General features: G+C 63.3%; 13 protein-coding genes. 1 reads left to right on the top strand and 12 read right to left on the bottom strand.

Annotation, left to right across the window (positions count from 1 at the left end):
- Window positions 1-60 precede the first annotated feature (60 nt).
- Window positions 61-1,395, bottom strand: a complete 1,335-nt coding sequence (locus GFM02_RS01815) for an aspartate aminotransferase family protein (protein ID WP_168320588.1) — start codon at window positions 1,393-1,395, stop codon at window positions 61-63.
- Window positions 1,396-1,539: 144 nt separating this feature from the next.
- On the opposite strand from GFM02_RS01815, the gene GFM02_RS01810 reads away from it, so the two are divergent.
- The gene (locus tag GFM02_RS01810; RefSeq protein ID WP_168320587.1) at window positions 1,540-2,088 is read left to right on the top strand and encodes a cupin domain-containing protein; all 549 of its coding nucleotides are present in this window, start codon (window positions 1,540-1,542) and stop codon (window positions 2,086-2,088) included.
- Here GFM02_RS01810 and GFM02_RS01805 read toward each other — a convergent pair.
- The 11 genes from GFM02_RS01805 to GFM02_RS01755 form a co-directional block, all read right to left on the bottom strand.
- A complete protein-coding gene (locus tag GFM02_RS01805; RefSeq protein ID WP_168320586.1) occupies window positions 2,085-2,867 on the bottom strand; it encodes a pyrroline-5-carboxylate reductase in 783 nt (260 codons plus the stop codon). The two genes, GFM02_RS01810 and GFM02_RS01805, sit on opposite strands and share 4 nt — an antisense overlap.
- A gap of 377 nt (window positions 2,868-3,244) precedes the next feature.
- Window positions 3,245-3,742 carry a DoxX family protein gene (locus GFM02_RS01800; protein ID WP_020047393.1) on the bottom strand — a complete coding sequence of 166 codons (498 nt, stop codon included), beginning with the start codon at window positions 3,740-3,742 and terminating at the stop codon, window positions 3,245-3,247.
- A complete protein-coding gene (locus GFM02_RS01795; RefSeq protein ID WP_168272067.1) occupies window positions 3,739-4,521 on the bottom strand; it encodes an HvfC/BufC N-terminal domain-containing protein in 783 nt (260 codons plus the stop codon). Before GFM02_RS01795 ends, GFM02_RS01800 begins: the two co-directional genes overlap by 4 nt.
- On the bottom strand, window positions 4,518-5,399 hold the full coding sequence (gene bufB, locus GFM02_RS01790) for an MNIO family bufferin maturase (RefSeq protein ID WP_168320585.1): 882 nt from the start codon (window positions 5,397-5,399) through the stop codon (window positions 4,518-4,520). The genes GFM02_RS01795 and bufB overlap by 4 nt, the downstream gene beginning before the upstream one ends.
- 64 nt (window positions 5,400-5,463) lie before the next feature.
- On the bottom strand, window positions 5,464-5,751 hold the full coding sequence (locus GFM02_RS01785) for a BufA1 family periplasmic bufferin-type metallophore (protein WP_168272065.1): 288 nt from the start codon (window positions 5,749-5,751) through the stop codon (window positions 5,464-5,466).
- A 788-nt stretch (window positions 5,752-6,539) separates the two neighbouring features.
- Entirely contained in the window at window positions 6,540-7,985 is a 1,446-nt protein-coding gene (locus GFM02_RS01780; RefSeq protein WP_168320584.1) for an aldehyde dehydrogenase, read from the bottom strand.
- A 23-nt stretch (window positions 7,986-8,008) separates the two neighbouring features.
- Window positions 8,009-8,794, bottom strand: a complete 786-nt coding sequence (locus GFM02_RS01775) for a coniferyl-alcohol dehydrogenase (protein ID WP_168320583.1) — start codon at window positions 8,792-8,794, stop codon at window positions 8,009-8,011.
- Window positions 8,795-8,834: 40 nt separating this feature from the next.
- Window positions 8,835-9,872, bottom strand: a complete 1,038-nt coding sequence (locus GFM02_RS01770; protein ID WP_168320582.1) for a branched-chain amino acid ABC transporter permease — start codon at window positions 9,870-9,872, stop codon at window positions 8,835-8,837.
- Window positions 9,869-10,783 (bottom strand): ABC transporter permease subunit, encoded by a 915-nt coding sequence (locus GFM02_RS01765; RefSeq protein ID WP_168320581.1) that lies wholly within the window; start codon window positions 10,781-10,783, stop codon window positions 9,869-9,871. Before GFM02_RS01765 ends, GFM02_RS01770 begins: the two co-directional genes overlap by 4 nt.
- Complete coding sequence (locus tag GFM02_RS01760) at window positions 10,780-11,508, bottom strand: ABC transporter ATP-binding protein (protein ID WP_168320580.1); 729 nt, start codon at window positions 11,506-11,508, stop codon at window positions 10,780-10,782. Before GFM02_RS01760 ends, GFM02_RS01765 begins: the two co-directional genes overlap by 4 nt.
- Complete coding sequence (locus GFM02_RS01755) at window positions 11,505-12,260, bottom strand: ABC transporter ATP-binding protein (RefSeq protein WP_348643945.1); 756 nt, start codon at window positions 12,258-12,260, stop codon at window positions 11,505-11,507. The genes GFM02_RS01760 and GFM02_RS01755 overlap by 4 nt, the downstream gene beginning before the upstream one ends.
- Between the last annotated feature and the right edge of the window lie 5 nt (window positions 12,261-12,265).

The following is a 12,265-nucleotide window of genomic DNA, read 5'->3' as shown; positions in this document are numbered from 1 at the left end:
CGATGGCTCCGTCTAGCGACGGACCAGACATCCGATCGCCGACGGAAGCTGCACGCGGATTTATGCCGCGCGCATCAGGGCATCGCTGAGTATCGAAACAATCGTGTCGATCTGGGTCTTCTCGATAATGAGCGGCGGAGAAAGCGCGATGATGTCGCCGGTCACCCGGATCAGCAGGCCCTTTTCGAAGCAGTCGACGAAGATGTCGTAGGCGCGGGTTCCCGGCGCCCCGTTACGAGGAGCCAGTTCGACTGCGCCGACCAGTCCGAGATTGCGGATGTCGACCACATGAGGCAGGCCTTTCAGGGAATGGAGAGCCTCCTGCCAGTACTCGGCCAGCCCTGACGCGCGGGTGAGCAGGCCTTCCTCCTCGTAGATCTCCAGCGTAGCGAGCCCGGCTGCGCAGGCGACCGGATGGCCGGAATAGGTATAGCCGTGGAAGAGTTCGATCGCGTTTTCCGGTCCGACCATCAGGCCGTCATAGACCTTGCGGTTGGCAAAGACCGCGCCCATGGGGATCGCGCCGTTGGTGAGGCCCTTTGCCGTCGTGACCAGGTCGGGCACGACGCCGAAGTAGTCGGTCGCAAAAGGAGTGCCGAGACGGCCGAAGCCGGTGATGACCTCGTCGAAGATCAGCAGGATGCCGTGCTTGTCGGCGGTCGCGCGCAGCCTTTCCAGATAGCCCTTCGCAGGCAGGACCACGCCCGCCGATCCCGACATCGGCTCGACGATAACAGCTGCGATGGTTTCGGCGCCGTGCAACTGGACCAGGCGCTCGAGATCGTCCGCCAGTTCCACGCCGTGGGCGGGGAGGCCCTTTGAAAACGCGTTACGCTCGACGTCGAGCGTGTGGCGCATGTGGTCGGCCGGTATTTGCGGGAAGACCCGCCTGTTGTTGACGAGACCGCCGACGGAAATGCCGCCGAAGCCGACGCCGTGATATCCCTTCTCGCGTCCGATGATCCGTGTGCGGGTGCCTTGGCCGATCGCCCGCTGATAGGCGATTGCGATCTTCAGCGCCGTATCGACCGATTCCGAGCCCGAGCCGGTGAAGAAGATCCTGTCGAGCTTGGCTTGCGGACCACCCGGCGCGTTCGCAGCCAATTTCGCGGCGAAGTCGAAGGCGATCGGATGCCCCATCTGAAAGGTCGGTGCATAGTCCAGCGTTGCAAGCTGTCGCTCGACGGCGTGGGCGATCTTTTTGCGGCCATGGCCGGCGTTGCAGCACCAGAGCCCGGCCGTGCCGTCAAGCACTCGATTTCCATCGACGTCGGTGTAGTACATACCCTCCGCGGCTGCCAGAAGGCGCGGCGTGGCCTTGAATTGCCGGTTCGCGGTGAACGGCATCCAGAAATTTTCGAGTACGGGCGCGTTCGTATTGCTGAGCTGGTCCATCCTGGCCTCCTTTGGGAATGGCGCCGAGAATGGCAATTTCTCCTTTTCAAACAAGTCCTTTTCTTTATCGGTGCAAGTTGTTGAAATTCAACAACTGAAAAGGTATATTTTTGGATATTCTGGACAACACAAACGAACCGTATCATGTCAGTCGACATCGGCAGCCGCCTTCGCCATCTCCGCATCGCCCATAAGCTTTCCCAGCGCGAGCTCGCCAAGCGCACGGGCGTGCCCAATTCGACGATCTCGCTGATTGAATCGAACGCCTCCAACCCGTCGGTCGGAGCCTTGAAGCGAATCCTGGACGGCATCCCCATCGGTCTGGCGGAGTTCTTCGCTTTCGAGCCCGAGCGTCCAAGAAAGGCCTTCTATGCGGCCGAGGAGCTGGTGGAGATCGGCAAGGGCGCCATTTCCTACAGGCAGGTTGGAGAAAACCTGTTCGGCCGCAGCCTGCAGATCCTCAAGGAATGCTACCAGCCGGGCGCGGACACCGGAAAGGTTCCGCTTGTTCACGAGGGGGAGGAGGGCGGGATCGTGCTCTCGGGAAGGCTCGAGGTGACGGTCGATGACGAGCGGCGTATCCTTGGCGCGGGTGACGCCTACTATTTCGAAAGCAGGCGCCCGCACCGCTTCCGCTGCGTCGGACCGGTGCTCTGCGAGGTCATCAGCGCCTGCACGCCGCCGACCTTCTAGTTCCTGCCCTCGATGCGGGCAAGCACGCCGTCGAGTGCAGCGGTCAGCGCGGCAACGCCGCCCTTCTTCTCGAAGTCGGAGAAAACCTGCTCGTTCAGTCCGCCCTTGGTCGCGAATTCGCGGCTCAGCGCGCTGAACGGTTCGTTGCCGGGACTGTTCGCTTTCTGCGCGAGGCTTGCAAAGAGCGGGGCGATGTAGGCCTGTCCCTTCGCCTTTTCGAGGCCGCTTCTTTCCAGCCAGACGGCAACCTGCTCCATGATGCCGAAATAGGTCGACATCATTGCGCTCGCTGCCGCGAGAAGATCGTATTCCTTCCTCGACTGGCATTGAACAGCCGTTCCGAGCGCATCGAAAAGCGCTGCGACGGCGGTATCGGCCGGATAAATGGCAGTGACGCCTTGCCGGTCGGCGACGAAGGGCAAGGGAATCGCCTGCACGAGGTGCACGTCGGCGGCGATCCATTCTGAGAGGGCCTGGCGCTCCGTCGCCGCAACGAGGCTGACGACCATTTGGCCATTCCTGAACGATAGCGCGCGCACGACCTCCTCGGCGACCTGCGGCCGTATCGCCAGGAACACCATGTCGCTGCGCTCGACGACGTCCTGATTGTCCTTGGCAATTCTGACGGCGGCGAATTCGTCTGCCAGCGTCGCGGCGATGTGAGCGCTTCGTGGAGACACGTGAATCTCGGACGCATAGGCCGGCTCAGTGAGAAGCCCGCGAACCATCGCTTCGGTGATCGCGCCGGTTCCGACGAATCCGATACTGTCGACTTTCATTTGACTACTCCGCAGCCCGCAACGGGCCTAACGCGACATCCCTGCGTCGAACCCCATCGCCCACGCCTCGACAAAACCCAGCGGTTGCCGCCTTCGCCCGAGACTATGCATCGGACAAGCTTCGGGTCAATGCCGTATGTCGCAAACCTGCGCCTATGCGCTTTGCGGGACCGATCCGACATGCATGCTGGCGGCCGCGACCTTGGGGGAGAACATCGGTGGCGTGCCGTTGCGTCTGGCGATTGCCCAAGACATTGTCGGCTTGCCAAACATTCGACCAAGCCCATCGAACGTAAAGGCACCGCCCTTCGACGCCACACCTTAATCCCCGACGATCACGCAAACCTATTGGACCGTCGAAAAGGGGTGGATCTGGGTCAATCTCGGCGCAATTTGACAAGGGGATCAAGTGCGATCCTGCCGCCGCCATACACCATAAGGGTCAGCGCCATGGCGGCCCATGGAAGATGGAAGTTGGCCCAGCCGTCTGGAATAGTGAGTTGGATCACTGCCGTCATCGCGAGCAGGCCAAGAGCCGCATAGCGGGTGAAAAGGCCTAGGACCAGCAGGACGGGCAGGGCGAGTTCGGCAATCCCGGCCGCGGCCGCCATGGTCAACGGCATCGGGTAGGAAAATTGGCTGCCGAATATATGCAGCTTGAATTCCTGTTCGAAAAGAAATCTGGCGCCGGTCGAAAGGGTCAGGAATCCGTCCCACTTCGTCAGCCCCGATTTAAAGAACGGGATTGCCAGGCCGATGCGCAGCGCCAGCAGCGGCAGCGACTGTGGAATTAATGAGAGCAGGTGTTCGGCGCGATGATGAAGCGAGACAAGTGCTATGCCGAGACCGCGGGAGGAAGCACGTTCGACGGTCATGGAAGTTCTCCTTCAACAGGTTCAAAAACGCTGAATGCGCCAAGGCCTATGAGACCGATCAGCGCCGATCCGAAGTCGAAATCGGGCGCGACGGCGAATGCGGTCTGCGCCGCCTCGCCGAGGGTAACGCCCTCAAGGAGGGAGCCGGCGAACGCCGCGTCCCGCGGAGGTAGGACATGTACCTCGACGTGCATTGCCGCTCGCACCACCAGCACGGTCTCGGCCTGCCAGTCGGCTACCGTTGCCACGGTCTCGCCCTGATGGGCGCTCCAGATCGAGCCCACGGGAAAGTCCGACCGGACGAGCCGAGCCGAGGGATGTGGGACGAGCGTCATGTCGCCAAGCCTCTCCGAGGGCACGGCGGCGAGTTGGGCGACATCGAGCGGCAATCTGTCCGCCGCATGATAGGCCCGGGTCCAGGCAACCTCGATCCGGGCGACATCGGGCAGATAGGGGAGAGAAGCCGCGGGGAGAAACGCTGCGATAAAATCGGGGAATTCATCGCCATAGTGCATGATCAGTGGCGAGGCCGGCTTGTGATCTGCGGCGTAGGCGCGGGCCATGCCGGCGAAGAAGTCGGAGCCGACGAGCCGCTTCGTCACGGGGAAGCGCTGGCCCAATGCCGTGGTCAGCCCGACATAGACATTGTTGCGATAGACGGCGAAGCGCGATGAATCGGCCGCGCCGCGGGCGGTGGTGATGCCTTGGGGAAGCGGTCCGTCCGGGTGCAGCAGGGCGGCCGCGAAGGCATCCTGGCTTTCGGTGAGACCCATGGTCATGCCGCCCGGGTTGCGCCGCGATCCAGGGCCGCGGCTGCCAGCATGGCATCGGCGCGAACTGCTTCGGCGTGAAGGGTGGCAAAATCCGGCTCGTCGTTGTCCCACTCGATCAATGTCGGCAGGGGGCCGCTCCGGAACAGCGTGTGTCGGTAAAGCTCCACCACATCGGTTCTGACGGTGCTGCCATGGGCGTCGATCAGCAGCCGGTCACCCACGCTGTCGACGGTTTCATCATAGCCGGCCAGGTGGATTTCACCAACCAGTTCAATCGGGAAACGGTCGATATAGGCGACCGGATCGAGGCGATGGTTTACAGCCGAAACCATGACATTGTTGACGTCGAGTAGCAGCCTGCAGCCGGTGCGGTCGGCGATCTCCGTCAGGAAATCCACTTCGTCGATCGTGCTCTCGGAGAACAATAGATAGGTCGACGGATTTTCGAGCAACATTTGCCGGCCGAGCCATTGCTGCGTCTCATCGACATGGTCGACGACCCGCGCCAACGTTTCGGCCGTATAGGGCAGCGGCAGAAGGTCATTGAGAAAGCCGGTGTCGTGGGTCGACCAGGCCAGATGTTCCGAAAAGCTCTGCGGCCGGTAACGGTCTATGAGACTGCGAAGCCGCCTCAGATGTTCTCTGTCGAGGTCCCGCGCTGCACCGATCGACAGGCCTACGCCATGGAGCGACAGAGGATAGAGGTCGGCGACGGCCTCAAGATAGCGGTGCGGCGGCCCGCCAGCACCCATGTAGTTTTCGGCATGGACCTCGAAAAAGCCGACATCCGGCCTGATGGCGAGAATGGTTTCGTAATGTTCCGGCTTGAGGCCGAGGCCGGCGCGTGGCGGCAGGACGGTGGCACGGTCTGCTGAAACGGTCATTGCTGTTCTCCCGGTATCGACAGATGAGGCGGAGGCCCGGCCAAACCGGGCCTCCGGGTCGGGTTCAACCCTTCATGGGCTCCAGCATGCCTTTATGGCCGTTGACATTCATCGAGGTGCAGGTGCCGGCGGGGACGGCCTTCCAGGCATTGCCCTGGTAGTCCATGGTCGAGGTGCCGGCGCAAGTGGTGCCGGGGCCGGCTGCGCAATCGTTCTGACCCTTCATTGCGATGCCATAGCACTTCTCATTGCCGACCATCTTTTCCGGGGCGAGCGGTGCGGCGAAGGACGCGGATGCGATTGCACTGGCGAGCGAGCCGGCGAGGGCGAGCGTGAGCGTGGAACGGTTCATGGATGATCTCCTCTTTGACATCCGAGGCCGGTGATCGGCTGCGGTATTTCTGTATTCGTTTGGAAACCACTGATGTTACGGTCCGCCGAGAACACGAGTTCGTGATCGCCTTTTTCTTCTGGTGTGCAAATGTGTTAGAAGCTCATTGGCGACGAGGCACTTTTGATTCTGTTCTGTTGGCAGTGGCTGGGATCGTCGCGGCTGATCAATGTCATCAAGCGGCGGCGATGCGCCGATGACGTCCACGACAGGCACGCACTTGAGGCGCCCGGTCAGACCTTTGCAAGCTCCCTTGTGTCGTGACTGAATGCCTTCCCGCGGCAACACTGATTTGCCTTCGGAAGCGAGCATTGGATGCTGCTCGGACGAAAAGGTTCCCGGAGATTTCGGACCCAGAGAAACAGCTTGTCATCGGCGTCGGTCACCGACACGTCAGTCTTTGCCGAGGAAACGCTGAAGTAGGATAGCGTGATTGTGGTCCACGTCTGTCGCAGCGTAGAGAGGCGTCGTGTCTGCTTGCTGGATCTGGCGTTTCAGCTCCTCGACGAATGGTGACTGCCAGAGCGAAGACAAAACGACGATTGGCAAACACAGGCTGCGTTACGACGGATCGAAATATGCCGTTCCCAAAGATCTGAAGCGGGATGAGTAAGAGGATGTTGATCCAGGCCGGGTGACGGCCGCAATGACCGCGCTAAAATCGATCACCCACTGCGATAGAGCGCCGCGTGTCCGACAGGACGCTCTATCGCGTGAATTGGCGCGATCTGCCCTTCGCCGCTGTCGGCTCAGAAGGGATAGTGCTGGGCGGAATCCTCTACCGTGATCCAGCGCAGGTCGGTGAATTCGGCGATCGCCGCCTTGCCGCCGAAGCGGCCATAGCCGCTGCCCTTGACGCCGCCGAAGGGCATTTGCGCCTCGTCGTGCACCGTCGGGCCATTGATGTGGCAGATGCCGGATTCGATCCGTGCCGCAACCGCCATTGCCCGTTGGACATTCCGGCTGAAGACGGCGGAGGACAGGCCGTATTCGGTGTCGTTGGCGATGCGGATGGCTTCTTCTTCACCGGAGACGCGAATGATCGGCTTCACCGGGCCGAAAGATTCTTCCGCATAGACGCGCATCTCGGACGTGACGTGGTCGAGCAGCGTCGCCTCGACCACGGTGCCCGAGCGCTTGCCGCCGGCCACGAGCTTTGCCCCCTTGGCCGTCGCATCGGCAATCAGCTCCTCCATTTTCATCGCTGCGTCGAGGCTGATCAGCGAGCCGAGAACGACGTGGCCGCGCGGGTCGCCGGCCGGCAGCTGGCTGGCGCGGGCGGCCAGTTTGGCGACGAACTGATCGGCGATCGTCTCGTCGACGATGATCCGCTCCGTCGACATGCAGATCTGGCCCTGATGCATGAAGGCGCCGAAAGTGGCGGCATTGACGGCACCGTCGATATCGGCGTCGTCCAGGACAACCAGCGGCGCCTTGCCGCCGAGTTCAAGAAGGGCAGGCTTGAGATATTTGCCGCAGGTCTCGGCGATGATCTTGCCGACCTTGGTCGACCCGGTGAAGTTCACGCGCTTGACGGCCGGATGGGCAATCAGCGCGGTGACGATCTCAGGCGCATCCTCCGGCGCGTTGGTGATGACATTGATGACGCCGGCCGGCAGGCCGGCTTCGGTCAGCGCGGTGGCGATCAGCCGGTGCGTGCCCGGGCATTGTTCGGATGCCTTGAGGACGACGGTGTTGCCGCAGGCGATCGGCATGGCGATGGCGCGGGTGGCGAGGATGACGGGCGCGTTCCAGGGAGCGATCGCCAGGCAGACGCCGGCAGCCTGGCGAACGCCCATGGCGAGCGTGCCGGGTTTGTCGGAAGGGATGATTTCGCCTGATATCTGCGTCGTCATGGCGCCGGCCTCGCGCAGGATGTTGGCGGCGAGCATGACATTGAAGCCGGCCCAGGGCGCGGTTGAGCCCGTCTCCTCGATCATCAGCCGGGTAAACTCGCCGACTTTGGAATCCATGATATCGGCGGCCTTCATCAGGATGGCGCGGCGCTGGCCGGGGCCGGTCTTCGACCAGGCGCCGAAGGCGGCGCTGGCTGCATCGACGGCCGCGGCAACATCGTCCAGGCCTGCGGCGGCGGCGCGGCTCGCGAGCTTTTCGGTAAAGGGATCGATGCGGTCATAGGTCCGGCCGCCGGAGGCCGCACGGTCTGCGCCGTTGATGAGGAGGGAAATATTCATCGGAGGTCTCCTTGGGACAAGAACTAGAAGCCGAGGACTTCGGCGTTGATGGAAGCTTCGAGGCCGCCGTCGACGGCAAGATTGGCGCCGTTGATCCAGCGTGCGCCATCCGAGCAGAGGAAGAGCACGGCGGGTGCGATGTCGGCGGAGGTGCCGGCGCGGCCGACGCGGGTAATGTCGCTGTCGACCCTGGCGTCGCCGAGTACGGCGCGGAACTGCTTGAGGATCGGCGTTTCCACCGGCCCGGGGCTGACCGCATTCACCCGGATGCCGCGGTTTTTGAACTGCGGCTGGTGGGCTGCCCGCATCGTCCAAAGCAGCAGCAACTCCTTGGAGAGCGGGTAGCCTTCCTCGTTCTTGAGATCGTGCTCAGCGACAACTGCCGCCACTTCGGGAAAGCCTTCGATTCCGACCAGCGACTTTGCCCGCTTGAGATTGGCGCGCCAGCCATAGCCGGCGATCGAGGCGACGTTGACGATGGCCCCACCTTCACGCAGGCGGGGCGCGACGGCTTCCGACAGGGCGCGAAGCCCGTAGAAATTGACGGCGAGCGTCGAGACGACACCGGTGTTGCCGGAGAGGCCGGCGACATTGGCGAGCGCGTCGAGGCGCGCCGGAAGCTGCGCGACGATCTCGGCAACGCCTGATGCCGTGGACAGATCACCCTTGATGAAGGCGGCACTTCCACTGGCAGGCTCGCGCACATCGACGCCGATGACCTCGGCGCCCATCTGACCGGCCAGTTCCGCCGTGCGGGCGCCGATGCCGGAAGCGACACCGGTCACCAGGATTGTTTTACCAAAAAGCATGAACGTGACCTTTCGCGAGAGAATCCGGACGCAAGCCGGCTCATTCTTCCCATTTGATTTTATTCGGACCGGGCAATTTCAGCCGGTAGCCGACTGGCAGAAGTTGAAAGTCGAAGCGGCGCTCGACTTCGCCCCAAAGGCCGCGCGGCAGGTAGAGCGAGAAAATGACGGCGGTGGCGCCGAGGCCGATCAGGTACCAGACGCCAGCTGCGCCAAAGACGGTCTCAATCGCGAAGAACAGGATGGCGCCGAGGATCGCGCCTTCGAACTTGCCGATCCCGCCGACCAGCACCATGAAGATCATGTAGGCCGTCCATTGAACGCTGAAATAAGTCTTCGGCTGGAAGGTGGTGGCGGTCGCCAGCCACAGGCCTCCGGCAACCGCGATGCCGAAGGCTGCGAGCACGAAGAGCAGCCTCTTGGTTGCGATCACCCGCACGCCGAGCGAGGTTGCCGCCTCCTCATTGTCGCGGATCGCCTGCATGGCCGCACCGGCGCGGCTGCGCATCAGCATGAAGAGCGCGCCGAGCAGGGCGGCCATGGCTATCAAGGCGAGCCAGTAGATCGTCGCCCGCCGCGTGCCGCCGTCATAGACGTTGAGCGAGATCAGCGAGGTTCCCGTTTCCCCTTGGATCAGCCGGTCGAGATTGACCAGCAGATGGGCGAGTTCTGCTATCACCCACATGCCGATCGCGAACTCGCCGCCCTTCAGGCGTAGCATGAACAGCGAAAGCGGGACCGACAGCGCGCCGGTCACGATCGCGGCGGCAAAGAGCGCGACGAAGGGATTGAGCCCCGCATCCGCCAGGCGGATGGTGAAGTAAGCGCCGAGGCCGAAGAACACCTGCTGGCCGACCGAGACCAGCCCGCCGAAACCGGCAAGCGCATTCCACATGGCGGCAAGGATCACGTAGATGAACAGGGCCGTCATCCGGTCGATCGCGCCGGCGCCGAGCACCGCGGGGGCAAACATCAGCAGGGCAAGCACGGCGGCCATGCAGCCGAGCGCCATCCGCGACGATTTGGTCCAGCGTTCTATCGATATGCCGTTGGAGGCAAGGGTCGCGTTGGGGCTCATGTCGGGCTCCGGAGACGGGTGCGCAATTTGAGAGCGGCGGCAAGCTTGTCGAAAGCCGGCATGCCGAACCGGGACAGCCTGACGAAAAGCACCAGCAGGAACACGGCATGGCCGCCGATCAGGAAACCTTGCGGATGCAATTGCGCGCCGAGCGATTGGGCAAGGCCGAGAACGATGCCGCCGGCAAGTGTGCCCCATAGCGATCCCGCTCCGCCGATGACGGCCGCCTCGAAGGCGAAGAGAAGCTGCGGGCCGCCGGAATAGGCGCTGAAGGTTGCCCGCATCCCGAGAAAGGCGCCGGCGATGCCGACCGTGACCATGGTGATCGCCGTGGCGACGGCGTTGACCCTGCGGGCGTCGATGCCGACCAGCCCTGCCGTATCGGGATCTTCAGCCGTGGCGCGGATCGCGCGACCGAGCGCAAAGCGGCTCAGGAAGAACTGCAGCCCGCCGAGAATAAGGACTGCCGTCACCATCATCATGACGGCAAGCTTGCCGACGTAGATGTGGTCCGGCAGTTGCCAGGATGCATAGGACAGGTTGCCGATAAATGGCGCGAGCGAGCGGGTGTCGGCGCCGAACTGCTCGAACAACAGGTTGTCGACGACGATCGACAGGCCGAAGGTCGTCAGGATCGGCAGCAGCGTGCCGCCGCGGGCGCTGCGCTCCAGAATGAAGCGCTGCAACAGCCAACCGACCGCCGCCATGACCGGCAGCACGATCAGCAGGCCGGCGAAGGGCGGAATGCCGGCTTTGGCGGCCAGCACCCACAGGCCGTAAGCGGCTGCGACCGCCAGGCTGCCATGCGCGAGATTGATGATCCGCATGACCGAGAACATGAAGGACAGTCCGCAGGCGATAACGGCGTAGTAACCGCCCAGCAGAATGCCCTGGAGCAGGGTGTTGATCACGATGCGCTCCTTTCGCCGGCCGCCCGGTGCAATCCGAAATAGGCCTGGGTGACATGTTCGCGCGTGACGGCGGCGGCCGGCCGGTCGAGGACGATGCGTCCTTCCAGCATGCAGATGACACGGCTTGCGACGCTCATGGCGCGGGCGAGATCCTGCTCGACGAGCACGATGGTCGTTCCCGAGGTGAGCAGCGCCTGCAACTGCGCGTAGACGCGATCGACGACCAGAGGCGAAAGCCCGAGCGAGACCTCATCCAGGAGAAGAATATCGGGATTGCTCATCAGCGCCCGGCCGATGGCGGTCGCCTGCTGTTCCCCGCCCGAGAGGTGTCCTGTCTTGGCGCGACGGCGGGGTTTCAGGTTCGGAAAGGCGTCGAGGACGCGGTCGATGCTCCACTCGCCCTTGCGGCCGGAGCTCTTTCCGAGAAGCAGGTTTTCTTCCACCGTCATCTGCGAAAACAGGCGCCGGCCTTCCGGCACCAGGGCGATGCCCTTGGCGATCCGCTTGTGGGAGGGGACGGCGGCCAGATCTTCGTCGTTGAGAAGGACGCGCCCGGAGGATGGCAGATGGGCGCCGGCGATCGATCTGAGCAGCGTCGTCTTGCCGGCGCCATTTGCGCCGACCAGCGCCAGCACCTCGCCCTTGGCAAGATCGAAACTGACGCCGCGCACCGCTTGGAGCAGGCCGTGGCGGACGTCGAGGTCGCGGATGGAGAGGAGACTCATGCGGGTGTCCCTCCGAGATAGGCCCTGACCACTTCCGCATCGCTCATCACCGTTTTCGGATCGCCATCGGCGATGATCCTGCCGGCGTCCATGCAGATCAGCCGCTCCGCCACCTGCAGGAGGATATGCACGATATGCTCGATCCAGACGATGCCGATGCCGCGGCGGCGCAGTTCGAGAATGGTTTCGACGAGTTCGCTCGCCTCGCCATCGGTCAGGCCGCCGCCGATCTCGTCGAGCAGCAGCAGTCTCGGCTGCGTGGCAAGCGCACGGGCAAGCTCCAGGCGTTTGCGGTCCAGCAGGCCGAGCGTGTCGGCGGGGCGGTTGGCGACTCCAAGCATGCCGCAGAGCGAAAGCGAATCCACCACCCGCTCATAGGCCTCGTCGCGGCTTGCGGCATTGCCGTGCGATGCGGCGACGAAGACATTTTCGAAGGCCGTCATGCCGCCGAAGGGCTTGGGAATCTGATGGGTCCGGACGAGCCCGGACCGGCAGCGTTCCGCCGCCGTCCGGCGCGTAGCGTCGACGCCGTCGAAGGTGATGCTTCCCGCATTCGGCGGGAAAGCGCCGGCGAGCACGCTGAGCAGGGTCGTCTTGCCGGCGCCGTTCGGCCCGACAATGCCGATCGCTTCGCCATCGCCCATGGAAAAATCCAGATTCTCCAGCACCACCAGCGCGCCGAACCGCTTGTGGATTCCTTTGGCCGAGAGAAAGGCTCCCCCCGGCCGTCTTTGAGCTTCCCGCTGCAGCACTGTTC

Origin of the sequence: Rhizobium leguminosarum bv. viciae, from assembly GCF_012276115.1 — a bacterium.
Lineage (GTDB): Bacteria > Pseudomonadota > Alphaproteobacteria > Rhizobiales > Rhizobiaceae > Rhizobium > Rhizobium leguminosarum_T.
The sequence above is the reverse complement of the archived record's forward strand: the minus strand, read 5'-3'. Positions and strand labels throughout refer to the sequence as shown.